This window comes from Aeromonas sp. QDB03 (genome assembly GCF_027707985.1).
GTDB lineage: Bacteria > Pseudomonadota > Gammaproteobacteria > Enterobacterales > Aeromonadaceae > Aeromonas > Aeromonas hydrophila.
This window is the reverse complement of record NZ_JAPCJG010000003.1, coordinates 136,133-161,060: the sequence shown is the minus strand read 5'-3', so window position 1 is coordinate 161,060 and position 24,928 is coordinate 136,133. Positions and strand designations below refer to the sequence as shown.

Here is a 24,928-nt window from a genome sequence, read left to right as displayed (position 1 = left end):
CACGATACGCGAGGACGCTATGACCCGAAATGTGCTGAACAACCTGTTAAACCGGCTCTATGGCGAGATGGCCATCGCGCTGGAATGGAAAGAGAAGCTGGTGCTGCAGCGCCGGTTTACTGCCCTGTCACGGGGCGCAAGGAAGTACCACGCCAACGACATTGCCGGTGATGCCCTGCGCGGCGCCGAGCAGTTGCTGGCAGAGCTGGAGGCCGAGCGCCTGCAGTGGGATGGCAAGGGGGCCGTATGCACGGTGAATACACGCCACTGATGAAGCCCGGCTTGCTGGCTAAACGGCTGGCATCTGGCAAGGCCAAGCTGGACCCCGAGATGGGGCTGGAAAAGCTCTGCAGCGGTTGCAACGAATACTGGCCGCAAGACACGGCCTTCTGGTCAGTGTGGAACAGCGCCAGATCCTGCGATGGGCTGCAGCACTACTGCAAGGCCTGCGAGGGGGAAATCGCCGTCAAGCGTTGGAAGGAGAAAGCAGCATGAAGCTGACCGCCTACCAACGCCGCCAGGTGGATTACGTAAAGGCCAATATGCCCGGCATGGTCACCCGCCAGCATAAGGGTATGAGCCGGGCCGCCGTGAAGGCGGCCAAGGCCGAAGACGACCAGAAGGCCATGGCCTGGCTTGATCGCACAGTGCCCCGCTGGCGAGAAGGCAAGCCGCCCAAGACCAACAAGATTTATGTCGCTGCGCTCTCGGTGAGCGATGCGGATGAGGAGCAAGACGATGATGAATAAACACAGCTGGGAAGCCCTGGCGCAAAAGATCAAGCAGGTTCCGGACTACCGCCACAAGAGCGCGGCCATGTTGGCCGAGGCATTGGGAGAGTGTTCTGAGCGGCAGATGCTGAGATGGATCCGCACCCTGACCGATAAGGGACTGATCGAGCCCCGTTCGCTGATCACTTACGATGGGTTGCTGACGGTGCGCCGCATCCAGCGTTATCTGGCCCAGCATCAGGGCACTGTGTACCTGGGTCTGCTGGCTAAAGAGGTCTATGGTGCCGGCAACAATTACTCCTGGCTGCGCTGGCTGATCCAGAAGGCGGTGGCGGAAGGCTTCGAGCTGGATGCTTCGCGCATTAGCAGCGAAACCATCCCCACACAACTGCGGGCCAAACGCCGCGAAGTGGAGGGAAAGCCCCGTTTTATCAGCTGGGAAGAAGTTGACCCCGAGCACCTGCAGCGGTTCGTCGCTCTCCATCAATACATCGGAGGCCGCCATGCAGCCTGATGCCAAGCGTCTGCTTACCCTGGTGCACGTTGGCCGCCGCGAACTGGGGCTGGATGATGAGGACTATCGTGCCCTGCTGGAGTCGGTCACCGGATCCCGCTCGGCCAAGGGGCTCAAGGCCGCACAACTTGAGGCCGTGGTCACCGCCATGAAGGGGTTGGGGTTCAAGGTGAAGGGCAACACGACTGGCCGCCGTTCGCCGCCCAGCGCCGCCCATGTGCAGGCCCCCGAGGTGCGCAAGCTGCGGGCTATCTGGATCACCATGAACAATGACGGCCTGCTGCACGATGGATCTGAGGATGCCCTGGGCAGCTTTATCCGCCGGATGACGGCCAATGCCAACGGCGGCGTGGGCATCAACCGGGCGGAATGGCTCACCTCCATCCAGGCAGAGCGGGTGTTGGAGGCGCTGAAAAAGTGGCACATTCGGCTGATGACCGATGCCATATTGAACCGTGGTGATATCATGCCGGAGAGCAGCTCCCACCGGGACGATGCCCAACCCGGCTATGACCTGGTGAGGAAGGTGTATGAAACACCAGGCTGGCGAGCAGGCGGCAGGATGGTGATCGATGGCAGCATGCCGGTTAACGGGTTACAGCTGGAGGAGAGTTGAGGTGTCAAAGATAAACGGCTTCGGCATGGCGGTGTTGGGGATCATTGCGTTGGTTGGCAGCGGTGTTGCGTATCTGGCCATGCCCGCCAAGCAACAGGTTGATATCAGCATTCAGGGTGTCAATGATGGCGTTGATCGCACTGAACAGGTGAAGGCCAACTTCACAGAACTGGCGGCCAACTGCCCCGCCGTTATCAAAGCCAAGTCGGTGGTGGTGATGCACGAACAAGGTGAAGCTTTGTTTTGGCGAAACGAGAAGCTTGGCTGGCAGAGCGATTTTTACTTCAAGGCAGTTGACCACCGTGGCGAAACCCACCATTTCTATCTCCGTGAAGACGCACCGCGCGAACTGATGGTATTTGCCAAGCAGGCAAGTCTGGACTGGTGCGGTATCGACGCGATGATGAAGGACTACTATCTGATCGCGCTATAGCCGTCCCCTTGGGAGCCCCGATCCAGGAGGTTATGATCTCAACACCCAGCCATGCTGGGTGTTGTTTTATCTGGCGCTCGGAGGCGATATGAAACAGACACACGACAAGCAGACCATTGACCTGTTTGGCATCGGCGTTGACCTGAATGCCATCGATCCAGAAACCTATCGCATGCTGAGCGACGAGACCGCACCGGGGTGGAGCGAACAGTTGCGCGGCATGTTCGATACCATTGAATCTGTGGTAGACAAGCATCGCGATGACAAGATGCTGCCATTCATCATGCTCTCCGAGTTCTGCCGTACCTTTGGCGGAGCCCCTTTCTATGTACCGAACGGCAAGACGCTGGCCACCGTGCTGCGCTCTATCCAGATATGGAAAGAATTCACCGGTAACAACGTGTTCGAGCTGTCGCGTAAATTCGGTGTTTCAACCCGTGAGATTCAATTCGTATTGGCCAGAATGCGCCGTTCTGAAATGCGGAAGATCCAGGGGGATATGTTTACTGGCATGGATGCCGTCGCGGATGGCCATGGCCGGAGAAATGGCAGAGCGTATTAGCCAGCAATTACCATCACGAAATAAGCGGCCCAAGTGGCCGCTTATTTTTTTATGGATTATTCACAATGGCGTTTTTCGCTTGTGAAGTCCGTCAGTGTAATGACGGGCTTCATAAATAGCACACTGGATTAAATTCATTGCCTGTCCAGGTGTGCCATGTCCTCTATTTATTCCCTTCTCAAATTTGAAGAAGCCTGGCGAGATAAGCCATATCTCTGCACGGAAGGTTATCCCACCGTAGGCTTTGGTTTTCGCATCGGGCTGAAGGGCGCCAACATCAAGCATTATCAGTTCACCTTGCCGGTACGAGCTGGTGAAGCCTGGCTAGACTCGTTGCTCGACGAACTTGAGCTGGAGATGCGCCGATTGCCACAACCACAGCTGGCGTTGGCACTGACCGCTTGCACCCCTTATCCAGCTCGGCAGGCCATCTTGAAGTCGATGGCCTACCAGATGGGCGTGCAGGGCTTGGCCGCCTTCAAGAACACCCTGCAGGCGGTGATTGAGCAGCGTTGGAACGATGCGGCCGCCGGCATGCTCAACAGCCGTTGGGCCAAACAAACCCCAAATCGGGCCAAACGCCACGCCGAGCAGATGCGCACCGGCCTCTGGGCACCGGAATACGGAGCCTGATATGGGACGCAACTGGCAGTGGAGTTTTGACCATGGCCGCAGCAAGCGGCTGGAGCTGGAGCGGGCCATGGCAGAGCAGGGCGTGGCCGAGTGCGACATTGATCGCACCGTCCCGCTGCATAGCCGCGATGGCACCATGCAAAGCCAGTTCGCCAAGGGCTGGTGCTCTGTAACCCCCGCCGAGATCTACGCCGCCCGGAATCGTCACCGTTTCAAAATACTCACGACCTGCAACGACAAGGTGGCGGTGCACTGCGCCAATTTGCGGGCCCTCTTCAAAAAGGATGAATCCTCATGCCATTCCCGTTAATCCCAGCCCTGGCCGCGTTGGCGGTGCAGCAGGGGCCCGCCTTGATCCGGGGGATAGCCGGCCTGTTTGGCGGCAGCGATACCGCGAACAAGGTAGCCGACATGGTCGAGCAGGTCTCCGGCATCGGCCTGACCGCCGCCCAGCAGCAAGCCAGCATCGAAGAACAGCTCGGCCGCATCACCGATCCGACTGCGCTGGTCGAGTTGCAAAAGCTCAAGATCGAGTTGGAGAAAGAACAGACCCGCCGCCAGGAGCTGCAGTTGGCCGACAGCCAGGCCGAGCAGGCCACTACCCAACAGACCATCCGTGAAGGGGATGGCAACAAGGATGAGTACGTGCGCCACACCCGCCCGCTGATGGCGCGCCAAAGCTGGCAGGTATCGGCCATTTACGTGGTGCTGTTCAGCGTGCTCAAGGCATTTGGTTATGGCGATGGCCCTGACTTTGACATGGTGCTGTTGCTGCTGACCCCGGCCTGGGCCTATCTCGGCCTGCGCACCCTCGACGGCTTTGCCCCCCATCCCAAGGCCAGCGGCCAGAAGGTTGGCGCCGCCATCACCAGCACCGTCTCCAACCTGCTGACGAGGGCCAAATGACCGACCTGTTTGACCGTGCCCAACAACAAGAACAAGAGAGTCGCGACAGAGCCATCGCCAACCAGCTGGCCAGACGCGGTACCGAAACCCCTGACCAGGACGCCGCCGGCAACCGCTTCTGCCTGAGCTGTGGGGAACAGATTGCCAGTGAACGGCTGGAGGCAGCGCCAGACGCCGTGCGCTGCGTCCCTTGCCAGAGCTGGAGCGAGAGCATGGGGAGGCATCGCCATGGAGTTTGACTGGATCCCGAAGTGGTGGGGCGTCATCACCACCGGGGTGGCGATCCTGGCCACCATCGTCATGTTGTGGCTGAGCAAGACCTTTGCCCGCCGCGAAGAACTGAAAGAAGTGAGCACTGCCATGGACGAGCTGACCACCCGCGTTACCAGCCTCGAAAGTCGCGTCGACAACCTGCCGACCCAGGAGCAGTTCTATGAGCTGGGCATTCAGCTCGAAGGGTTGCGGGGGGACATCAAGGCCCTCACCGCCCAGCTCAAGCCCACCAATCACCAGATCAACCTGCTGCTCGAACAGCGTTTAAACGAGAAATAAACGGGGGTTATATGACGTCGATGAGAGAATTTGTGGTGTCGGATCAGCGCCTGCTGATCCTGCGCAGCTTGCGGGAAATGGCCGGCTACTCGGCCAACGAATCGATCCTGGATTCGTGCCTGGAAGAGTATGGCCATAGCTGCAGCCGCGATGTGGTGCGCAACCACATCCGCTGGCTGGAGGAGCAGGGCCTGCTGACGGTGGATGAGGTTGGCAAGACCCTGGTGGCCAAGCTGACCGGCCGGGGTGACGACGTGGCCACTGGCCAGGCCGTGGTGGATGGCGTCAAGAAACCGCGTCCGGTGTGACCATGAGGGAGCTGCTGATGAAAATGAAAAGCGCCCTGGTGGGGCTGGTGCTGGGTGGCCTTGGTGGATTCTCTCCGCTGATTCTCCGTAACTGGAGAGACCCAGCATCGCTGGATGAAGCGATTGAACGCCATGTTCGTCAGGTCAGGCGCGCCAGCCGCTACCGCTCTGCCTTCAATGGCGGGCTGCCGTCCGTCAAGCGGGCCCAGCGTCTGGCCAAGGCCAAACGGGCCACCCGCCGCGCTCGCAAGCTGGGTCACGCATGAAAGCTCGCCTGCTGGATATCGCCGCCATGATGTTGTTCGGCTACTTGCTGGCGCTGGCCATTGTTGGCGATCCCGTCTCCGCGCTCTGGGGCTGCACGGCCCCGTTCATTGACAAGCTGCTGGGGTAACCATGACCACCAAGACCAAAAACACCAAGAGCAAGATCCAGCAGCTGCCGGAAGATATCCGCAGCCAGCTGGCGGCCATGCTGCGCTCTGGCTCCATGTCACAGAAGGCCATCCTGGAAGAGGTTAACCAGCTCATCCTGGAAGCCGGCCTGCCGCCGGAAGAGCAGATCAGCCGCACCGGGTTGAACCGTTACTTCAAGCGGATGGAAGAGGCCGGCAGCCGCATGGCACAGGCCCGAGAAGTGGCCGAGGTGTGGACGGCCAAGCTCGGTCAGGCCCCGACCTCCGAGCTGGGCAAGATGCTGCAGGAGTTTGTGCGCACCATGGCGTTCGAAACCTCAATGAAGATGATGGACGCCAGCGAAGGGGAAGACGGCAAGATGATCGACCCAAAATCGCTGGGGCAGCTCGCCCTGGTGATCCAGCGCGTCGAAGCCGCCGCTATGACCAGCCATAAAGTCGAGAAGGAGATCCGCGCCGCGTTCGCCGCCGAGGCCGCCACCGCTGCCGAGAAGATTGTGACTCAGGCCGGGGTCTCTGCAGAGACGGCCGCCGACATCCGCAACAAGATCCTGGGGATAGCGTGATGAACCACCTGACATCGGCTGAGAATGCCCTGCGCAACCAATCCGCGGCCGCCATCATTGGCGGCCAGTTCGACCCCAACGAGGTGCTGCTGCCATATCAGAAGCGCTGGATTGCCGACACCTCGCCGCTCAAGATCGCCGAGAAGAGCCGGCGTACCGGTCTCACCTGGGCAGAGGCGGCCGATGCTGCGTTGAACGGCTCGATGGCCGCCAGCGCCGGCGGCTGTGACACCTTCTATGTCGGCACCACCAAAGACATGGCCCGCGAGTTTATCGACGCCTGCGCCATGTGGGCCCGCGCCTACAACTGCGCCGCCAGCGACGTGGGCGAAGAGGCGCTGGGGAATGAAGACAAAGACATCCTGGTCTATGTCATCAACTTCGCCAGCGGCTTCAAGATCAAGGCGCTCAGCTCGAACCCCAGCAACTTGCGGGGGATGCAGGGCAACGTGGTGATCGACGAAGGCGCCTTCCACAAAGCCCTTGCCGCCATCCTCAAGGCCGCGCTGGCGCTGACCATGTGGGGCAGCAAGGTGCGCATCATCTCGACCCACAACGGCATCGAGAACCTGTTCAACACCCTGATCATGGATAGCCGCGCCGGCAAGAAACGGTTCAGCGTGCACCGCATCGACATCGAGACGGCCATCAACGAGGGGCTCTATCAGCGCATCTGTCAGGTCACCAAGAAGGCGTGGACCCAAGAACTGCAGGATGAGTGGCTGCGCAACCTGCTGCGCGACACCGCCACAGAAGAAGATGCGCGGGAGGAGTATTACTGCGAGCCCAAGAGCGGCGGCGGTGCCTACCTGCCCCGTGGCCTGCGCGAACGGGCCTGCCGGGTAGATGGGCCGGTGCTGCGCTTCACCGGCTCGGCCACCTTCAACAGCGCCAGCGAATCGGAGCGCAACGCCGAGATGCAGGAGTGGCTGGAGGCCGAAGCCTTCCCCGAGCTGATGAAGCTGGACCGCAGCCATCGCCACGCCCTGGGCGAAGACTTCGCCCGTTCCGGTGACCTGACGGTGTTTGCCCCGATCCAGGTGCTGCCGGATACACGCCGCCGGGTGCCGTTCACCGTCGAGCTCAAGAACACCCCGTTCAAACAGCAGGAGCAGGCCCTTTACTTCATCTGCGATCGCCTGCCGCGCCGCGATGGCATCTGGCTCGATGCCCGTGGCAATGGCCAATATCTGGCCGAACAGGCCGCCTATCGCTACGGCCAAGAGGTGGTACAGGTGATGCTGTCGGTCGGCTTCTACCGCGAGAACATGCCGCGCTTCAAGGCGGCCTTTGAAGATGACGAACTGGAGCTGCCGCGCCACGAAGACATCATCACCGACCTGGGGCAGATCCAGATCTACCGGGGCACCCCCGGCATCGACGACAGCCGCACCCAGGGCAGTGATGGCAACAAGCGTCACGGCGACTCGGCGGTGGCCATCTTCCTGGCCTATCTGGCCAGCCGGGCAGAGAACCATATCTACGAACTGCACCGCATCGCCAAGGTGGGTGCCCCCCAGAAAGACCAGGACGGGCAACGGCAGATGGCCCTGACCCGTGGCCTGCGTAACGGAGGCGGATTACTGTGACCACCATTCTCGATGCACGGGGAAACCCCATCAAACCCGACAAAACAGTGCTTAGCGAGAATATCGCTGAGGCCCATACCACCAGTGTGCGCAATCCGCGCCCCAACAGCGTTGCCAGTACCATCACTCCGCAGAGGTTGGCTGGTCTGCTGCGATCGGTGGTGGATGGCAACAATCCGCAGGATTACATGACCCTGGCCGAGGAGATCGAAGAGCGAGATCTCCATTACGGATCTGTCCTTCGTACCCGCAAGTTGAAAGTGGCGCAGATTAAACCAAGCGTTGAGGCAAGTGGAGATAGTCCAGAAGAAAAAATGTTGGCTGATGAAGTTCGAAAAATCATGGAAGGTGACAAGATTCCAGAGCTTCTTTTCGACTTGCTTGATGGTCTTGGTAAGGGGCTCGGAGTTTGCCAAATACTTTGGCAGACTACGGCCACGCGTTGGACTCCTAACGCATATGAATGGGTCGATCCTCGCTACCTACGGCCGGATGCCGACACCCTGAGCGAGATCCTGCTGATCAGCGATGATGCGCCACAGGGAAAACCGCTAAAGCCATATAAGTTCATCGTGCATAAGCCGCGGTCAAAATCCGGCAGTGTATGGCGCAATGGTTTGGCTCGTCTATGCGCTGTGATGTATATGCTCAAGTCGTTCACTATCCGTGACTGGTGGGCTTTTGCTGAGGTATATGGCATTCCTATCCGGATCGGGAAGTACGGTGCAAACGCCACACCTGAGCAGATAAATACGCTCAAGAATGCGATCGCTACAATTGCGTCTGATGCGGGTGCTGTTATCCCTGAGGGGATGTCTATTGAGCTGGTAGAGACTGCCAAGGGCAATGGCGGCAACACTCTTTTTGAGAATCAGGCCCGCTGGTGCGATGAGCAAATCAGTAAAGCTGTGCTCGGCCAGACCATGACCACTGATAACGGCAGTAGTCGTTCTCAGGCAGAGGTTCATGATGAAGTAAGGCTGGATATCGCAACATGGGATGCGCGCCAGCTGGAAGCAACCATCAATGAGTATTTGATTAAGCCATTCATCATCCTGAATTGGGGCGCAAAAGAAGATTATCCGCGCGTCACTATTCAGGTTCCTGAGCCTGAAGACCTCAAAATATTTGTTGATAGCGTAACTCCGCTTATCGACCGTGGCCTCCGTATCAGTGAAAGCGCTGTTCGCGACAAGTTTGGAATGGCAGAGCCAGAAGCTGATGAATCTGTGCTGCAACCCATGTCAGTGATGGAGGCAGCCGCCGTGCAGCCGCTGGCCCTGAACCGCCAGCAGCAACTGCCGTCGCAACAGCGCCTGGCCATCAACCGGATCCAGCAGCCGAACGAACAGGCCATCGACCAGTTGACCGAGGAGGCGATGAGCGACTGGGTCGAGGTGGGCGGCGATGACTTCATGAACCCGATCATCGAACTGGCCGCCACGGCCGCCAGCTTCGACGAGTTCAATGCGGGCCTGCTGGCCCTGCAGGAGTCGTTGAGCGCCGAGCAGTTCACCCGGCAGCTGGCCGACTACACCTTCCGCTTGCGCGGCATGGGGGACGTGCAAGATGCCTGAGCCCAAGGCGTCCGCCTTTCCGCCAAAAGAGGCGCTCGACTGGTTCAAGAAAAAGGGGCTGCAGCCTGGCTTTGACTATCGCGACGTGTGGAAGGAAGAGCATGCCAACGCCTTCACCGTGGCCAAGATGCTCAACGCCGATCTGCTGGTCGAGGTGCGGGCCCTGGTCGAGCAGGCGCAGGAGCAGGGGCAGACCTATCAGCAGTTCGCCGCCGCCATCAAGCCGCTGCTGGTCAAATCCGGGTGGTGGGGCATCCAGCAGATGGACGACCCCGCGACCGGTGAAACCAAGCAGGTGCAGCTCGGCAGCGAGGGGCGCATCAAGACCATCTACCGCACCAACATGCGCACCGCCCGCGCTGCTGGCCAGTGGCAGCGCATCGAGCGCACCAAGCGGGCCATGCCTTACCTGGTCTATCAGCTGGGGCCTGCCCGCGAGCACCGCGCCCTGCATGTGAGCTGGAACGGCATCACCCTGCCGGTGGACGATCCCTGGTGGCAAACCCACATGCCGCCGAACGGCTGGGGCTGTCACTGCTGGGTGCGTCAGATCAGCAAGTTCGAATACGCCAAGCTGGAGGGCACCCAGGGCTATCAGTTCGCCGCTCCGAGCGATGGCAACCGGGAGTGGGTGAACAAACGCACCGGGGAAGTGGAGGTGCTCCCCAGCGGTATCGAGCCTGGGTGGAACTACAATCCAGGCAAGGCCCGACAGCAAGCCTTGAAAGCCGACTTGGCAGCCAAAGAACAAACCATGCGTCAAACGCTCTCAGCGCCGCTGTGAGCGTTTTTGGCTACCAGCGCATGACTGTGAAGTCCACCGCTCAATCTGAAGCGATTTAAAGGGTGTTTAAAGATGGTTGTAGTGGGTGTTGAACCTGCGATTTCGATTCATCATCCAATGTGACACTTCTCCCCGTTCGCGATCCTGTGTACCCTGTTGATGTCCGGTCATCATCCTGACGTCTCTACCAGCGCTTCTTCTCCCTGCTGGTGAACTGCCCTCCCTCTGCCATCCCGCCCCATCCATTCACAGCGAAAACCGTCATTACACTCGCCAGGGCTCACTCCCGCATCATCGATTCGTCTACACAACTTGTTCATTCAACCCACTCAGCCACCTGGCGGGAGGTTGTTATGTGACGGAGCGATCATGCCCAAGACCTATCTTGCCCTCTGCTTTGACCTGTCTCGCCAGACTGTCCGTGACGAAAAGGTCTGGTTGCCATTGATCCCCCCTGGGGTATTCGGCGGCAATGATGGGCGTACCTGGAACAACAGCAATCCGGATGCCGTGGTGGCCTCGTTCACCAAGAAGCGTCCGTTCGACGTTGAGCACGCCACCCACATCAAAGGCCCCAAGGGCGAGAAAGCTCCTGCTGTTGGCTGGATCCTCGCCCTGCAGAACATCGGCGGCGAAGTGTGGGGCATGGTGGACTGGAACAGCGAAGGGCGCGAGATGCTGGAGAAGAAGGAATACGCATTCTACTCTCCGGCCTTCACCTTCGACGACGCCGGCACCGTGCTGAGCATCGCCAGCGTTGGCCTGACCAACGAGCCCAACCTCGATCAACTCCCTGCCCTGAACCGTGAGGAAACTCCAATGCCCTTGCCCGTTGAACTGACCCAGGCCCTGGGTCTGGGTGCTGATGCGGATACCGCGTCCGCGCTCACCGCCATCAATACCCTCAAGGCCGATCATCAGCTGGCCCTGAACCGTGCCAATGCCGGCCCTGACCTGACCAAGTTCGTCCCGAAAGAGACCTACGAGCTGGCCCTGAACCGCGCCACCACCGCCGAGGACAAGGTCAAGCAGACCGAAGAGGCCAAGCTGGGTGCCCTGGTCGATGACGCCATCGCCGCCGGCAAGATCGCCCCGGCCAACAAAGAAATGTTCCTGGGCATGTGCCGCCAGGAAGGTGGGGTCGAGCAGTTCAAGAAGTTCGTCGAGGCCGCGCCGGTCATCGCCGATGCCAGCCAGGTGAAGACCAATGAGCAGCAGACTGGCGAGCTGAGCAAAGACGAGCTGGCCATGTGCCGCATGATGGGCGTCAAGCCCGAAACCTGGAAGGCCACCAAGGCCGCCCAGAAAGCCCAATAATAGGAGCCCGCTAACATGGCACTTACTCAAGCACAAATCGTTGAAGCCCTGACGGTAGGCGCCAGTTCCGCCTTCGTCGAAGGCCTGAGCGTCACTACCCCGACCTGGAACAAGATTGCCACCAAGGTGGGCAGCACTGGCAGCGCCGAGAACTACGGTTGGTTGAAAGACCTGCCAGGCATCAAGGAGTGGGTCGGAGCCCGTATGCTGGTTGAGCTGGGATCCCATGGCTACCAGATCGCCAACAAGACCTATGAAGCCTCCATAGTCATCAAGCGCGAAGACCTCGAAGATGATGCGATCGGCAAGTATGGCGTTATCTCCAACGGCTGGGGCCGCAAGATCGGTCTGTTCCCGGATCAGAACTGTTATGGCCTGTTGAAAAACGGCTTCTCGACCCTCTGTTTCGATGGCCAGAACTTCTTCGATACTGACCACCCGTTCGAAACCGCGACGCCCAGCACCTTCTCCAACGTAGTGGGTGATCCTGCTGCGACCGGCGCTCCCTGGTTCCTGATCGATAACACGCAGATCCTGCTGCCAATCATCTTCCAGGAGCGTCGCCCGTTTTCCCTCGAATTCGTCGGTGCTGACAGCGAATATGCCTTCTTCCAGAACAAGGTGGCAATGGGTCCGGATGGTCGCCACGGTTATGGTTTTGGCCTCCCTCAGACTGCCGTTGGTTCTAAAGAAGCGCTGACCGTCGCTAACTTCGAAGCGGGCAAGCTGCTTATGGCCAGTTACAAAGAGACTGATGGGGTTACTCCGCTCGGCACCATGGCCCGCCTGCTGGTCGTCGGCCCGAGTAACGAGTCTGCCGCCCGCGAAATCCTGGATCGGGCAAATCTGGAAAACGGCGAGTCGAACATCAACTACAAGAACGTCGAGCTGCATATCAGCCCGTTCCTGCCGTAATCGGTGACCCGCAGGCCTGGGCAGAGCTTCACGGCGATGAAGCCCAGGCATTCATCAACCCAGCCTGGGTGGAGCTTCCAAGCGTCGAAGCCCAGGCTCCCAGGAGAACCCCATGGCCACGACCACCAAGACGCTGAGCACGACCGCCTGGGTGCTGGTCTCCAGTGCTGTCAGCGGCACCATGGAAAACCAGACAGGCCAGCTGGTGATTTTCCGCACCGGCAATACCCTGCCGGCGCCCACTGAAATGGTTGGCCTGACGCTGGAGCGCGGAAAGCGTGAAAGTTGGAGCTTTGACCCGGCCCAGAATATCTATGCCCGTGCGCGGCAACAGCCAGACGGCCCGCTGGTTGTGGTGGAGGGATAACCCATGTTTGGCGACAACTTCCTCAAGGGCCCCAGCACACCGTTGCCGGCGCGCAAGAAAAGCGAAGTGCGTTGGTCTGGCTTGACCGGTGTTTCTATCCCCGGTGATACCAACCGCGATCTGGTTGCCTTGCTCAAGGCCTTGCCGGCGCCTGCAGCTGGCACGCTGGCCCCGTTTTTTAACACGACCAGCGACAAGCTGAACGTCTACAACGACAACGCCAGTGTGGCTTTCAAGCTCAACCTGGAAGGCAGCTGGACCGGCGGCAGTACCAACCGTTCCATGCAGCTCGACTTTGCCGGTACCAATGGCAACCGCCTGGTGGCCAGTCGTGATGTCGCCGTCACCAGTGATGTCATCACCCTGGCGACCTTCTTCTCTATCGACAAGAACGGCTTTATCGCGCTCAACGGCACCAAGCCGGTGATTCGCAGCAATGGTGGCACCTTCAACCTGACCGGCGTGCTGTTGATCGCCGAGCAAATCACCACTGAAACCGTGATATCGGCGGTGTAATCCGCCTGTATTGACCCTTTACAGGAGCATTGAAATGGCACCTCGCAAGAAAGCAGACGACAAAAGCCCGCAGCTGGCAGCTGCAGCAGTGGGTCAAAGTGCCGAGCTGGTTCAGACGCAAGCCGAACCGTTGCAATCCGTAGCGCTGGAGCAGTCAGCCGAAGCGCAAGGTGTGGATCTGGTTGCTGAGCAAGCCGCCAAGCAAGCAGAGATGTTGGCAGCGGAAGAAGCGCGCCAAGCAAATGGTAAGCCGGTTACCGAGCAAGAGGTTCATCAGCTGGCGACGGATATCACCTTGAAGGCGCTGGGCCTTGAACCGGTCCAGCAGCAACAGGCCAGTGCAGACTGGCTGCTCGGCCAGTTCGACGTCAAGGCCAAGTCGCAGGCCGGCTTCTGGCGCTGTGGTGTCCACTTCCTGCATTCCGGCGCGACCCGCGTGTTTGTGGTGACTGCCAAGGCCGATGTGCCGCACGACCACGACTGCGAGATACCGTGCTGCTACCTGACCCCGACCGAGGCCCAACGTGTTCACCAGGAATCCTGGCTGACCGTGGTACCCGGCAGCGAAGTCACCAAGGACTAACCCATGGCCATCTACGCGACGAAACAGGACCTGATCGACCGTGACGAGGGCATGCTCTACAACTTCACCCTCGACCGCTCGACTGACACCCTCAACGACACCTGGATCGATGAGGCGCTGGCCACCGCCGATGACGAAATCAACGGCTACCTGTCTCGTCGCTTTGTGCTGCCGCTGCCGACCGTGCCGGATCTGCTCAAGCGCCAGGCCGTGGTCATCGCCTTCTACTGGCTGGGCGATCGGGATAACCAGGTCACTGACCTGCTGCAGGACCGCTATGACCGGGCCATCGCCAAGGTCAAAGAGATTGCGGCCGGCAAGGTGGATCTGGGCCTTCCAACCCCTGACATGCCGCCAGAGGGTGCGGTCGGCAAGGTGGAGCTGGTGCAGGACAACGAGCGCCTGTTTACCCGCAACAGCCTGAAAGGGGTGCTGTGATGGCGATCTCGGTTGAGGTCTCAACCAGGGGAGAAGAGCTGGCCCGTTATCAGCGCCTGCTCGATACCTTGGGGCGCAGCGACCACAAGGCCGAGCTGCTGGAGAGCATTGGCGCTGTGGTTGAAAGCCAGACCCGCCGCCGCATCAGCGACGAGAAGACGGCGCCGGATGGTACGCCCTGGGCGCCTTGGTCTGCCGACTATGGCAAGACCCGCCACGGCAACCAGAGCCTGCTGCAGGGTGATGGCGATCTGCTCGACAGCATCGAGTACCAGGTGCAACGCAACCAGGTGCGTGTCGGCTCTGCCTTGGCCTATGCCGGCGTGCATCAGGATGGGTTCAGCGGGTCAGTGCAGGTGCCTGCCCACGTTCGCCGCATTAGTCAGGCGTTCGGCAAGGCGCTCAAGTTCCCGGTCTATCAGTCGGTCGGCAGCTTTACCAGGATGATGGAGATCCCCCAGCGCGAATATCTGGGCCTCTCCAGCGATAACCAGACCGAACTGCTCGCCGTGATTGGCGACTTCTGGCAAGACGTGATGAAGGAGGCAGGCCTATGAGTCGCCCGGATTTTGGCACCATCGGCAGCACTGTCAGCGCCTGCGAAGGGGTGGTGCAGTATCTCAAACCTTATCTGGAGGCCGCAGGCCCCGGCGCGGATCGGGTGATTGACCGGGTGCAAACCGTCGAGCGCCATATCGGCCGCTTCAACGAGCCGGACGATATCAAGCGCTGGATGGGGAACCGTGAGGGTGGTATCCGCATCGCCGCGATGAGGGTGGTATCGATGCGCCGCGAAGGCAACCTGATCGGCACCATCGAGTTCTCGGCCTTTGTGTTCTGCGCAGACCAGTTCGGCTATGCCAAAGACCAGCGGGCCGAAGTGATCGCCGGTCGGCTGGCCACTGCCCTGATGTGGACCGGCGGCTGGCGCGGCACCGATGCCAGCAAGGCCCCCGAAGGGGTGCGGATGGATAACCTCTACACCACCGGCATCGACAAGCTGGGGCTGGCCATCTGGTCGGTGACGTGGCGCCAAGACTGGCCGCTCGATAACCCCATCGACCCTGCCACCCTGGACGACTTCTTGCGCTTCAACTTCAAGGCTGAGCTGGCTGATGGCGCCCCTGTTTGCGAGGCCGACATCACCCTGCCAGGGCATACACCATAGGAGCAACCGTGGAACTGTATCTCAAACCGAAAGAGGGGCTGACCATCCGCAAGCCGGATGGCAGCAAGCTGGCTGCAGAGGGTGAACGGGTACCGCGCACCAGCTTCTGGCTCAAGCGGCTCGCCGATGGCGATGTCGTCAATGTGAAACCGGCCGCCAAGGCCACCAACAAGAAAGCGGAGAAGTGACCATGGCTCTCGGAACCATCCCCAATGACGTGCGCGTGCCGCTCGTCTACATCGAGATCGACAACTCGCAGGCCCTGAGCGGCAACATTGCCCAGGATCAGAACGTGCTGCTGTTCGGCCAGATGACCGATGCCGGCGCAGATGCGGGCACCGCCGCCCCGCTGACGGTCACAGAAGTACCGGTCAGCGAGTCAGCCATTGATGCCCTGTTCGGTGTCGGCTCCATGATGGCGCTGGCCGCCAAGCGTTATCGCAAGGCCAACAGCTACACCCGCACCTTTGCGCTGGCCTGTGGTGATATCGCCGCGGGTGCTGCCGCTGCCGGCTCCCACAAATTCGGTGGCCCTGCTACCCAGGCGGGCACCATCTACCTGTTGATCGCCGGTCAGTCGCTGCAGGTCGGCGTGGCTGCCTCGGCAACCGCTGCCACCATTGCCACCAACGTGGCCGCCGCCATCAACGCCAAGAAGAACCTGCCGGTGACGGCTGCTGTGGACGGTACCGACACCGCCAAGGTCAATATCACCGCCAAGTGGAAGGGCTTGACCGGCAATGACATCGACCTGCGTCATAACTACTACGCCGGAGAGCAGCTGCCGCCCGGGGTGACAATCACCACTGTGGCCATGACCGGTGGATCTGGCGCGCCCGATATGGCCGCCCTGATCGCGGCCATGCCGGACGAGTGGTACAACCACATCATGATGCCGTTCAACGACACCGCCAGCCTCAACACTCTGCGTGACGAGCTGCTCGAACGTTGGGGGCCGCTCAAGATGAGCGAGGCCATCGCCTATACCGCCTTCCGGGGTACCTATGGCGAGACCATCACTTTTGGCGAAGGTCGCAACGACTTCCTGCTCTCCTGCATGGGTACCAGCAAGTCACCGAGCCCCAGCTGGGAGTTCGCGGCCAGCTATTGTGGTATCGCGGCCTATCACCTGGCCATCGACCCGGCCCGCCCGCTGCAGACCTTGGCACTGCCCGGCATTCTGGCGCCGGCGAAAGCTGATCGCTTCGCCTTCGACGAGCGCAATAACCTGCTGAAATCCGGTATCGCGACTTACCAGATCCAGCCAGGTGACGTGGTGGCCATTGAGCGCGAGATCTCGATGTACCAGCTCAACAGCTACGGCGACCCGGATCCGTCTTACCTGGACATCACCACCGCGGCCACCCTGGGCAAGATTCGCTACGACACCAAAGTGATGGTCACGACCCGTTACCCGCGCCACAAGCTGGCCGATGACAACGTGCTGCCGTTGATTGATCCGGCGCAGCCGATAGTGACGGCCAAGCTGATGGAACAGGCCATTCTGGAAATAGCGCTTGGCTGGGTTGAAGCCGGCCTGATCGAAAACTTCGACCTGTTCAAAGAGACTCTGAACGTCTACCGAGACACCGCCGATCGCAATCGCCTCAACTGCGTGTGCCACCCGGACGTTGTCAACCAGCTGCGCGTCTTCGCAGACCTGATCCAGTTCAAACTGTAAGGAGAACACCATGGGACAAATCCTGGGTGAAGTGACCATTCGCGCGAATGGCAAGCAACTGAAAACCAAGGGCGGTGCCACGCTCAACCCGGGCGGCTACAGCCGCACCCAACACACCGGCCCTGGCAAGGTATGGGGCAAGAGCAGGAAGTACAGCCCGCCCAGCATCGAGCTGGTGATCGCCGCCGATGAAGATGTCGATGTCATCGAGATCAACGCCATCGAAGACGCGACCCTCACCTGGGAAGGGGATAACGGGGTCAGCTACATGATGACCAAGGCCAGTACCAACGAACCAGCCAGCCTGCGTGAAGACAGCAGCGATATCGCGGCCACCTTCTTCGGCGACAAAGTAGTGGGGATCTGACCATGGCACGGATCACCTTCCAACTCAAACATGGGATCCCGGGCAAAGGGAGCGACGAACAGTCGCTCCTTTATCGTGAAGTCGGTCTGCGTGAACTGACGTCAGCCGATCTGATTGATGCACAGCTCGATGCCGAGAAGGTCGTAGTGCAGAACGGTAAGGCGGTTGCCTATACCAGCGATGTGCTTTATGGCCTGAACCTGCTTTGCCGCCAAGTGGAATATATCGGCGAAATAAAAGGCCCGTTGCCTATGCAGCTGCTTAAGAAATTGCATGTCGATGATTTCGGTTTGTTGCAAAGCAAAGCCCAAGAATTGGATATGGCATTGACAGAGGCATTGGAAGAGCGGGGGCGATCTAATTCAGCTGGCTGATCCGGTCATGGGGCTCATGTTGGCCATGAGCAAATATATCCCCACAGCCGAGCTGAAATATTTACCCATTCGCCACTTGCTGCGCCGCTTTGACCAATTAAAGCAAGCTCTCACGCCAAGAAAATAAAAAGGAAACGCCATGGGCAAGCAACTTGTCACCGATATTGTTATTAATCTTGCTGGCAACCTTGCCAATAAGGCGCGGCAATATGGACAGAGCATGACCCAGTTCGCTGCCAATAATCAGCGAGCTATGAATATGCTCAAGATGTCGGCCTCTGCTGCTGGCCGTGGTATCGATGCCCTGGGTAATCGCTATGTGGCCTTGGGGGCGGCGGTCGTCGGTGGTTCCGCAGTGCGTGGCTTCTCGCAGCTCGACCGCCGGATCTCCCGTATCGCCATCGCTGCCGAGATAAGCCGCGAGAAGTCAGCAGAGCTGTATGACGAGATCCAGCGCGTATCCAACCTCAAGGGCATTCGCATTGACCCTGCCGAAGCGACATCCGCTATCGAAGAGATCCTGACCAAAACCGGCGATCTCGAATATGCGATTGCCAACCTGCCCAATATTGCCGCCGTGATCCAGGCAACTGGTGCTGGCGGCCTTGAGGTCGGTGGCATCTTCACCGAATTCAAGAAGCTCAACATACAGAACAATGAGGCGGCCATGAGGGCCATTGACACCCTCAACCTGCAAGGCAAGAGCGGGGCCTTTACCCTAGGCAATATGGCCAAAGAGGGTCCCAAGATATTCGCGGCCTATGCCGCCACCGGTCGCCAGGGTGCAGAAGCAGTCACCGAACTGGGTGCCGCCCTGCAGGTGATCCGTCAGGGCGTCGGCTCTGATGCCGAAGCGGTGACAGCATTCGAATCCATTATTCGTGACCTGACCAGGCCTGATACCGTCAAGAAGCTCAAGCAGCTGGGCAGTATCCAGGTATTCGACCCTGAGCAGCTCAAGCAGGGAAAAGAGGTCATGCGCTCCCTGCCGGCGCTGATTGAAGAGATCGTCACCAAGTCTGGCGGTCTCTCCAGCAAGCTCTCCATGCTCAACCTGACCGACGAAGCCAAGCGGGCACTGAAACCGGTTATCGCTGAGTTCGTCCAGACCGGCGACGTCAAGGCGTTCGACGAGTTTCTGCAACTGTCGGGTGACGGCACCACGACTCTCAACGATGCCGCTGTGGCGGCCAATGACTTTGCCGCCAGCCTGCAATTGGTCAGCAACAGCTGGAACCAGTTCGCCAACCAGCAGTTGGCTGGCCCCGTGGCAGAGCTGGCGAATGCCATCAACAGCCTGGAACCGGATGCCGTGCAAAACTGGCTGGAGACTGGCAAGAACATCGCCCTGGTGGTCGGTGGTCTGGTGGCCGTCAAGAAGGGAGTGGATGCGGTGCGCTGGACCAAGGGCGTTTGGGATGCAGCCAAGCCCAGCAAGGGCGGTACCGGTGGTATGGGCGGTGCCATGGCCGATCTCGGCGCGACTCCCGTCTATGTGGTCAACATGCCAGGCGGTGGTATGGGTGGGCCGGATCTCGGCGGCGGTGGGCAAGGCAAGCCAGGTACCAAGCCGGGTCGATTCAGTCCTGCCGGCCTTGTTCAGTTCGGTACCGTCGCGGCGGGTATCAGCATGATCCCAGATTTCTCACCCATCAATATCAGCCGGGCCAATGGCATGTCGGCCAGTGGCATTCCCCAAGCCCCCGGCATTCTTGATGTGTTCGATGAGATGAAGGCCTTTTTTACTAGGGACATCAGCGCCAGCCCGCGCCCTGATAATTTGTCTGGCACCCTTGATATCAACGTCAGGGATGATCGCATTACCGTCCGTACCCGCGATACCGCACCCGGGCTGAAAGTGAATGTGGATAACGGCCCTTCACTGATGCCGTAAGCGAGGTTTGAATGAGCTTTGAAGATCGTTTGACCGCCTCGGTACGGGGCGTTGAATTCCTGCTGAATACCGTGGATGGCAAGGGCGGACGCCGCGCCATCCCCCGTGAGTACCCCAAGCGCGAAAGCGGATGGACAGAAGACAACGGCGCCGTGCTGACCAACGAGCAGATCGTCGGCAAGCTGGTCGGAAAAGACTATCTGACCCAGCTGCGCAGTCTGCTCGATGCCCTGAACCAACCGGGTACCTGCGAGATGATCCACCCCTGGTGGGGCGTGCGCACTGTGCAAGTTGGCGAAGTCAGCCACCGCCTGGACAACGAAGAAGACGGGGTGGTCTATGTCACCTTCACCGTGTGGGAAGCCGGTACCCGGTTGTTCCCCTCTGCTGCCATCGATACCGCCGCCACCCTGGGCAATGCGGCCGACGCTGCCAATGGCGCGACTGAGCAATCCTTCCTGGACTCCTTCCTGGCCGGCATCGACAACATGGGCCCCATGGTCGATACCCTGCTCGATGACCTGGACGAGTTGACCCGTGGCCTGCCCACCTTGCCGGATCAGTTCCGTGAATGGACTGATCGCCTGATGCGTACCAAGGATAGCGTCGGTAGCCTGCTGGCCTACCCGGGCGAACTGGCCCGCGAGGTAACGGGTATCGTCGAAGACATCAAGGGTGTCGTCACCGATCCCATCAGGGCGCTCTCCGTTTATGACAACGTGAGTCGCCGCTGGGAAGGTATGCGGGCAGAGCTGGCCATCACTGGCGGCCTGCCCACTGGCATCATCAGCGATGCCACTGCCGGGAGTGCGTCATCTGTGCCGACCATTGATACCCCTGGCGAGCGCGATGCGGCCATGGCCAATGGTGTGGCGTTTACGGCCTTGATCCGTCGTGCCTCAGCCACCGCTGCCGCCAGCGCCATTGCCAGTGCCAACTTTGGCAGCGATCGCGACTTTACGGCGGATCCTGCCGGTTCGGTCACTATCGGCCAATCCCTCACTGGCGATCAGGTCAACAACCAGCTGAGCCGCCCCGTGGTGATGGATGGGGTCATCGGGGCAGACCGCAACCTGCTGCTGACTGCCGATGACCTGGAGGCCATGGCCAACCAGTTGGCCGCCACCTTGGCCGAGCTGGCCATGGATGCGGTAGAGGCTGGCGAAAGCGGCGTGTGGCGCTCCTTGCGTGACCTGCGCCTTGCCCTGCTCAATGACAGCCGCGAGCGGGGTGCCCAGTTGCCGCGCCGCCGTCAGCTCACGCTGGCCACCACCAAGCCTGCCGCCTTGCTGGCTTGGCAGCAGTATGGCAATACCGAGTACCGCGATCGCCTGGTCAGCAGCAACAACCTGCGTGATCCCGCCTTCATCACCCCCAGCACCCGAATCGATGTGATCGACGAGGTGGCCAATGGCTGAGCCTATTACCCTGCGTGTCGATGGCCAGCTCTATGAGGGATGGCAGAAGGTGCGCATCACCCGCAGCCTGCGCGATATCGCCGGCGATTTCGAGCTGAGCCTGACTCGCAAATGGAACAATGCCAAGACGATGGCGATCCGCGAGGGCAGTGCCTGCACCGTGCATATCGGCACTGACCTGGTACTGACCGGCTATATCGATGACTTCATCCCCAGTTATGACGCCAAAGAGGTCAGCTGGGTGGTCAGTGGTCGCAGCAAGACCAGTGACCTGGTGGACTGCTCGGCCATCTATAAGAGCGGTCAATGGCAAGGCGTGACGCTGGACAGAGTTGCCCGTGATATCTGCCAACCATTCGGGATAGAGGTGTTGGTCGAGTGCGATCTGGGGGAGGCGTTCCCTCGCGTGGCCATCGAGCAGGGCGAGACCTGTTTCGAGCTGCTCGACCGCTTGGCCAAGCAGCGCGGGATCTTGCTCACCACCAACGAACTGGGCCAGCTGGTGCTGACTCAGGCCAGTGACAAGGTCATGGGGGCCAGCTTTGTCCTAGGTGAAAACATCCTGGCTGCCCGTGGCCAGTTCAGCATGCGCGACCGGGCATCAGAATGGATTGTGAAGGGCAGCAGCTATGGCGGCGGGCCGACGTGGGATAACACGGCCCCGGCAACTATTGGCGGCCAGAAGGCAACGATTACCGATCCTGCCGTAACCCGCTATCGCCCCCGCATCATCATTGCCGAAGACGTCACCACCGTGGCAGGGGCCAGCAAGCGCGGCCAGTGGCAGAAACAGCGCAGCATCGGCGAAGGTACCCAGACCGAGGTGACCGTCGCTGGCTGGCGCACCCAGGGCATAGAGGGTGACCGTGGCCCGCTCTGGCGAACCAACCGCCTCTGCCCCGTCAAAGACGAGATCCAGGGGCTGGATGAAAGCTGGTTGATTATCACCATCACCCTGATGGAAGACGATAAGAACGGCCGCGAAGCCATCATCAACCTGATGCCCCGCGAGGCCATGTTGATCCCGGTAGAAGTCGCCAAGAAACAGACCAAAGAGGTAACCACATGGTGACCATTCGTGATGTGCAGAAGTTGCTGGCGCCTCTGTCGCGCCGCCTGCGCCTGATTGCTGATAGGGCCAGAGTAACGTTGGTGGATGATGGCCTGCAGCGGCAGAACCTGCAGCTTAAGGTATTGGCTGACGAGGGGGCGGATGATGTGGAGCGCTTCCAGAACTATGGCCACACCAGCGTTCCGCCAGAAGGGTCTGAGGCCATCGTGCTGGGCCTTGGTGGTGCCCGTGCTGGCTTGGTAGCCATCGCGGTAGAAGATAAGTCAGCGCGCCCCAAAGACTTGGAAGCGGGTGATAATTGTCTGTACCATCTGGAAGGCCATCGCGTCATTCTGCGCAAGGATGGCGTAGTCGAAATCATCGCGAAGTCCGTCATTATCAGTGCCTCCGAAAAAATCACCATGATGTCCCCTGATACCGAAATTCAAGGCCCGTTGAAGGTGACCGGCGAGATCTCGTCCGATACGGATGTGACTACCGGCACTACCTCTCTCAAGGGTCATATTCACGATCAGTCAGGGGGAGGTCAGACATCCGCCCCCGTGTGAGGGGCGATGACCACAGCAATCACCTGGAACAACGAAACCGGCCGAGGCGATATCGAAATCACCTCGGCCGGTTTGCGTCAGGATGATGGCCTCGCCACCCTGGTGTTGCAGATCCTGTTCACCGATGCCCGCGCCGATCCCTCTGACGTCTTGCCTGATGGCACCAACGACCGCCGTGGCTGGATTGGCGACACCTTCGCTGATGAGCCATGGGGCAGCAAGCTCTGGTTGCTCGACCGGTCAAAGCTAACCACGGACGTGCGCAACAAGGCGGTGACCTATGCGCAAACAGCCCTTGAACGCCATTTAAAGCCCGATTACGCCAAGCAAGTCGTCGTCACCGGCGCTATCCCCCAGCTCCAGATGCTGCAACTCGATATTGCCATCACCCGTCCCGATGGCTCGGCCATGACCCTCAGCATCAAGCAGCGCTGGGAGGCGCAAGCCAATGCCCTATAACGTGCCCACTCTGCGCCAGATCATCGCCAGTGGTGAGCTGGATCTGGAATCCAGCCTCGGCACTGTGCTGCCCAAGTTCAGCATCGAACAGGCGCTCAATATCGCCGTCAGTGCCGGCATCCGCGATGCCTATGACCACCAGGCCTGGATCGTGCGCCAGATCATCCCCACCACTGAATCTGATGACCAGACCATCATTGAGCTGGCCCAGTTTGAAGGGGTGATCCGCAAGCAAGCTACCTATGCCGCTGGCCCTGCCACCTTGAGCGGCAACGTGCCTGCGCCGGTCGGTACAGTATTGCAGCACAAGGATGGCCGCCAGTATGCCGTGACATCCAGCGCCAGCCCCGGCAGCGGCACAGTCGCTGTTCAGGTGCAGGCCACCGCCGTCGGAGCCGCCGGAAATCTTCCGCCGGGAGAGGTGCTGACGTTGGTCACGCCTGTGCCAGGGCTGCAATCAAGCGGCGCCAGTGGGGATATCAGTGGTGGTGCCGACATCGAGCCTATCGCTGAGCTGCTGGAACGCCTGCTGTTTCGCAAGCGCAACCCGCCCATGGGGGGCGCTGTGGCAGATTACGTGGCCTGGATGCGGGAGGTGCCCGGTGTCACCAGGGCGTGGGCCTATGACGTTTGGCAAGGCGGTGGCACGGTAGGCATTGGCTGGGTTTTCGATGACCGTATCGACATCCTGCCGACCCCGACTGACACGCTTGCCATGATGGAGTACCTCTTCCGTCATCCAGACCCTGCGACCGGCGTGCTGGTTGGGCGCCCTGGTGGCATTGAGCCGGTGCCTATCGGCCCGCTGCTCAAGACAACTGATCTAGCCATCACTCCCACGCCAGACAGTACCGATATCCGCGCCGCTATCCAGCGTAATCTGGACGGTTACGAACGCACCCTGCAGCCGGGCGACACCCTGCTGCTTTCCAAAATCCGCACTGCCATTGGCACCGCCGCCGGGGTGAAAAACTACACCCTCGATCTGGCTGCTGATGTGCCGGCTGATATCGATGAATTGAACGTCATCGGGGTGATCACGTGGCCCACTCTGTAGAGCAATGGGGTGAATCACTCCAGCAGCAAATGCCCCGTGGCCGCGCTTGGCCACGTGATGTCGATGCTTCATTGCCGAAGTATGTCATGGGCTTTGCCAAGCGCCTGGCCGCTCTGGAACTCAGTGCCGACCAGCTACTGCTGGAGATGCGACCCGAGACCACCAACCTGTTGTTGCCAGAGTGGGAAGCCTATCTGGCGCTGCCGGAGTGCGAGGCCGCCGAGCAGTCATTCGAACGCCGCCGCGCCGCTGTGGTCGAGAAGTACCACCGCAAAGGCGGCCTGCAGACCTGGATGATTGAGCAGATCGCCGCTGCCCTGGGCTTCACCGTCAAGGTCTATGAGCAGTGGCCCCATCACGTGCTCAGAGACGTCAACTATCCACTCTATCCCGCCTCTACGCGCTTCGTGCTGCGCGTGGACGTGCTCGACATGCCAGAAGACCGCTTCACCGTGCTGGACAACGTGCTGACCCCTTTGCGTGGCAACGCACCCCTGGTGCTCGAATGCGTGCTCAATCGCCTGAAACTGGCTGGTTTTTACTACGACTTTAACTATGAGGTGTAACT

At 60.1% G+C, this 24,928-nt stretch carries 38 protein-coding genes; all 38 read left to right on the top strand.

The features are described 5' to 3' along the window. Positions 1–19 precede the first annotated feature (19 nt). Positions 20–271: a hypothetical protein gene (locus PG900_RS09965; protein ID WP_270831385.1), complete on the top strand. Its 252-nt coding sequence runs from the start codon at positions 20–22 to the stop codon at positions 269–271. Beyond that, entirely contained in the window at positions 247–495 is a 249-nt protein-coding gene (locus PG900_RS09960; protein WP_270831384.1) for a hypothetical protein, read from the top strand. The genes PG900_RS09965 and PG900_RS09960 overlap by 25 nt, the downstream gene beginning before the upstream one ends. Continuing rightward, positions 492–749, top strand: coding sequence for a hypothetical protein (locus PG900_RS09955; RefSeq protein ID WP_264098375.1), 258 nt, complete (start codon positions 492–494; stop codon positions 747–749). The genes PG900_RS09960 and PG900_RS09955 overlap by 4 nt, the downstream gene beginning before the upstream one ends. Continuing rightward, positions 739–1,245: a hypothetical protein gene (locus tag PG900_RS09950; RefSeq protein WP_270831383.1), complete on the top strand. Its 507-nt coding sequence runs from the start codon at positions 739–741 to the stop codon at positions 1,243–1,245. Before PG900_RS09955 ends, PG900_RS09950 begins: the two co-directional genes overlap by 11 nt. Then, positions 1,235–1,861, top strand: coding sequence for a gp16 family protein (locus tag PG900_RS09945; protein WP_270831382.1), 627 nt, complete (start codon positions 1,235–1,237; stop codon positions 1,859–1,861). Before PG900_RS09950 ends, PG900_RS09945 begins: the two co-directional genes overlap by 11 nt. Before the next feature lies 1 nt (position 1,862). Beyond that, positions 1,863–2,294 carry a hypothetical protein gene (locus tag PG900_RS09940; RefSeq protein WP_270831380.1) on the top strand — a complete coding sequence of 144 codons (432 nt, stop codon included), beginning with the start codon at positions 1,863–1,865 and terminating at the stop codon, positions 2,292–2,294. A gap of 88 nt (positions 2,295–2,382) precedes the next feature. Beyond that, complete coding sequence (locus PG900_RS09935) at positions 2,383–2,856, top strand: Mor transcription activator family protein (protein ID WP_270831379.1); 474 nt, start codon at positions 2,383–2,385, stop codon at positions 2,854–2,856. 156 nt (positions 2,857–3,012) lie between these two features. Then, positions 3,013–3,489: a glycoside hydrolase family protein gene (locus PG900_RS09930; RefSeq protein ID WP_270831378.1), complete on the top strand. Its 477-nt coding sequence runs from the start codon at positions 3,013–3,015 to the stop codon at positions 3,487–3,489. Position 3,490: 1 nt separating this feature from the next. Continuing rightward, entirely contained in the window at positions 3,491–3,799 is a 309-nt protein-coding gene (locus PG900_RS09925; RefSeq protein WP_126882419.1) for a hypothetical protein, read from the top strand. After that, positions 3,784–4,395: a hypothetical protein gene (locus PG900_RS09920; protein ID WP_270831377.1), complete on the top strand. Its 612-nt coding sequence runs from the start codon at positions 3,784–3,786 to the stop codon at positions 4,393–4,395. Before PG900_RS09925 ends, PG900_RS09920 begins: the two co-directional genes overlap by 16 nt. Continuing rightward, positions 4,392–4,634 (top strand): TraR/DksA family transcriptional regulator, encoded by a 243-nt coding sequence (locus PG900_RS09915; RefSeq protein WP_042007613.1) that lies wholly within the window; start codon positions 4,392–4,394, stop codon positions 4,632–4,634. The genes PG900_RS09920 and PG900_RS09915 overlap by 4 nt, the downstream gene beginning before the upstream one ends. After that, complete coding sequence (locus tag PG900_RS09910) at positions 4,624–4,947, top strand: DUF2730 family protein (protein ID WP_005301745.1); 324 nt, start codon at positions 4,624–4,626, stop codon at positions 4,945–4,947. The genes PG900_RS09915 and PG900_RS09910 overlap by 11 nt, the downstream gene beginning before the upstream one ends. A gap of 11 nt (positions 4,948–4,958) precedes the next feature. Continuing rightward, a complete protein-coding gene (locus PG900_RS09905) occupies positions 4,959–5,255 on the top strand; it encodes a VpaChn25_0724 family phage protein (protein ID WP_005301742.1) in 297 nt (98 codons plus the stop codon). 17 nt (positions 5,256–5,272) lie between these two features. Then, positions 5,273–5,521 (top strand): hypothetical protein, encoded by a 249-nt coding sequence (locus PG900_RS09900; RefSeq protein WP_270831376.1) that lies wholly within the window; start codon positions 5,273–5,275, stop codon positions 5,519–5,521. Next, a complete protein-coding gene (locus PG900_RS09895; protein ID WP_270831375.1) occupies positions 5,518–5,649 on the top strand; it encodes a hypothetical protein in 132 nt (43 codons plus the stop codon). The genes PG900_RS09900 and PG900_RS09895 overlap by 4 nt, the downstream gene beginning before the upstream one ends. Before the next feature lie 2 nt (positions 5,650–5,651). Further along, entirely contained in the window at positions 5,652–6,236 is a 585-nt protein-coding gene (locus PG900_RS09890; RefSeq protein WP_005301732.1) for a DUF3486 family protein, read from the top strand. Further along, positions 6,236–7,825 (top strand): terminase large subunit domain-containing protein, encoded by a 1,590-nt coding sequence (locus PG900_RS09885; RefSeq protein WP_270831374.1) that lies wholly within the window; start codon positions 6,236–6,238, stop codon positions 7,823–7,825. The genes PG900_RS09890 and PG900_RS09885 overlap by 1 nt, the downstream gene beginning before the upstream one ends. Then, positions 7,822–9,402 (top strand): DUF935 domain-containing protein, encoded by a 1,581-nt coding sequence (locus tag PG900_RS09880; RefSeq protein ID WP_270831373.1) that lies wholly within the window; start codon positions 7,822–7,824, stop codon positions 9,400–9,402. Before PG900_RS09885 ends, PG900_RS09880 begins: the two co-directional genes overlap by 4 nt. Continuing rightward, positions 9,395–10,186, top strand: coding sequence for a phage head morphogenesis protein (locus tag PG900_RS09875; protein ID WP_270831372.1), 792 nt, complete (start codon positions 9,395–9,397; stop codon positions 10,184–10,186). Before PG900_RS09880 ends, PG900_RS09875 begins: the two co-directional genes overlap by 8 nt. Before the next feature lie 369 nt (positions 10,187–10,555). Next, complete coding sequence (locus tag PG900_RS09870) at positions 10,556–11,503, top strand: phage protease (RefSeq protein ID WP_270831371.1); 948 nt, start codon at positions 10,556–10,558, stop codon at positions 11,501–11,503. A 15-nt stretch (positions 11,504–11,518) separates the two neighbouring features. Further along, the gene (locus tag PG900_RS09865; protein WP_270831370.1) at positions 11,519–12,418 is read left to right on the top strand and encodes a Mu-like prophage major head subunit gpT family protein; all 900 of its coding nucleotides are present in this window, start codon (positions 11,519–11,521) and stop codon (positions 12,416–12,418) included. Between the two features lie 112 nt (positions 12,419–12,530). Then, positions 12,531–12,785: a hypothetical protein gene (locus tag PG900_RS09860; protein ID WP_270831369.1), complete on the top strand. Its 255-nt coding sequence runs from the start codon at positions 12,531–12,533 to the stop codon at positions 12,783–12,785. A gap of 3 nt (positions 12,786–12,788) precedes the next feature. After that, a complete protein-coding gene (locus PG900_RS09855; RefSeq protein WP_270831368.1) occupies positions 12,789–13,301 on the top strand; it encodes a tail needle knob protein in 513 nt (170 codons plus the stop codon). A 34-nt stretch (positions 13,302–13,335) separates the two neighbouring features. Beyond that, entirely contained in the window at positions 13,336–13,884 is a 549-nt protein-coding gene (locus PG900_RS09850) for a hypothetical protein (protein WP_270831367.1), read from the top strand. Between the two features lie 3 nt (positions 13,885–13,887). Next, a complete protein-coding gene (locus tag PG900_RS09845) occupies positions 13,888–14,322 on the top strand; it encodes a gp436 family protein (RefSeq protein WP_270831366.1) in 435 nt (144 codons plus the stop codon). Next, positions 14,322–14,879, top strand: coding sequence for a phage virion morphogenesis protein (locus tag PG900_RS09840; RefSeq protein ID WP_270831365.1), 558 nt, complete (start codon positions 14,322–14,324; stop codon positions 14,877–14,879). The genes PG900_RS09845 and PG900_RS09840 overlap by 1 nt, the downstream gene beginning before the upstream one ends. Further along, a complete protein-coding gene (locus PG900_RS09835; RefSeq protein ID WP_270831364.1) occupies positions 14,876–15,490 on the top strand; it encodes a hypothetical protein in 615 nt (204 codons plus the stop codon). The genes PG900_RS09840 and PG900_RS09835 overlap by 4 nt, the downstream gene beginning before the upstream one ends. A gap of 8 nt (positions 15,491–15,498) precedes the next feature. Then, positions 15,499–15,678: a DUF2635 domain-containing protein gene (locus PG900_RS09830; protein WP_264098352.1), complete on the top strand. Its 180-nt coding sequence runs from the start codon at positions 15,499–15,501 to the stop codon at positions 15,676–15,678. Positions 15,679–15,680: 2 nt separating this feature from the next. Continuing rightward, the gene (locus tag PG900_RS09825) at positions 15,681–17,171 is read left to right on the top strand and encodes a phage tail sheath subtilisin-like domain-containing protein (RefSeq protein ID WP_270831363.1); all 1,491 of its coding nucleotides are present in this window, start codon (positions 15,681–15,683) and stop codon (positions 17,169–17,171) included. Between the two features lie 10 nt (positions 17,172–17,181). Further along, a complete protein-coding gene (locus tag PG900_RS09820; RefSeq protein WP_270831362.1) occupies positions 17,182–17,538 on the top strand; it encodes a phage tail tube protein in 357 nt (118 codons plus the stop codon). Positions 17,539–17,540: 2 nt separating this feature from the next. Next, positions 17,541–17,912 carry a phage tail assembly protein gene (locus PG900_RS09815; protein ID WP_270831361.1) on the top strand — a complete coding sequence of 124 codons (372 nt, stop codon included), beginning with the start codon at positions 17,541–17,543 and terminating at the stop codon, positions 17,910–17,912. A 139-nt stretch (positions 17,913–18,051) separates the two neighbouring features. Next, a complete protein-coding gene (locus tag PG900_RS09810; RefSeq protein ID WP_270831360.1) occupies positions 18,052–19,806 on the top strand; it encodes a phage tail tape measure protein in 1,755 nt (584 codons plus the stop codon). An 11-nt stretch (positions 19,807–19,817) separates the two neighbouring features. Beyond that, entirely contained in the window at positions 19,818–21,224 is a 1,407-nt protein-coding gene (locus PG900_RS09805; protein ID WP_270831359.1) for a DNA circularization protein, read from the top strand. Then, entirely contained in the window at positions 21,217–22,296 is a 1,080-nt protein-coding gene (locus tag PG900_RS09800; protein WP_270831358.1) for a phage baseplate assembly protein, read from the top strand. The genes PG900_RS09805 and PG900_RS09800 overlap by 8 nt, the downstream gene beginning before the upstream one ends. Then, on the top strand, positions 22,290–22,844 hold the full coding sequence (locus PG900_RS09795; RefSeq protein ID WP_270831357.1) for a phage baseplate assembly protein V: 555 nt from the start codon (positions 22,290–22,292) through the stop codon (positions 22,842–22,844). The genes PG900_RS09800 and PG900_RS09795 overlap by 7 nt, the downstream gene beginning before the upstream one ends. 6 nt (positions 22,845–22,850) lie before the next feature. Beyond that, positions 22,851–23,303, top strand: coding sequence for a phage GP46 family protein (locus tag PG900_RS09790; RefSeq protein ID WP_111588212.1), 453 nt, complete (start codon positions 22,851–22,853; stop codon positions 23,301–23,303). Beyond that, a complete protein-coding gene (locus PG900_RS09785) occupies positions 23,293–24,360 on the top strand; it encodes a baseplate J/gp47 family protein (protein WP_270831356.1) in 1,068 nt (355 codons plus the stop codon). The genes PG900_RS09790 and PG900_RS09785 overlap by 11 nt, the downstream gene beginning before the upstream one ends. After that, complete coding sequence (locus PG900_RS09780) at positions 24,345–24,926, top strand: YmfQ family protein (RefSeq protein WP_270831355.1); 582 nt, start codon at positions 24,345–24,347, stop codon at positions 24,924–24,926. The genes PG900_RS09785 and PG900_RS09780 overlap by 16 nt, the downstream gene beginning before the upstream one ends. Positions 24,927–24,928: the final 2 nt, after the last annotated feature.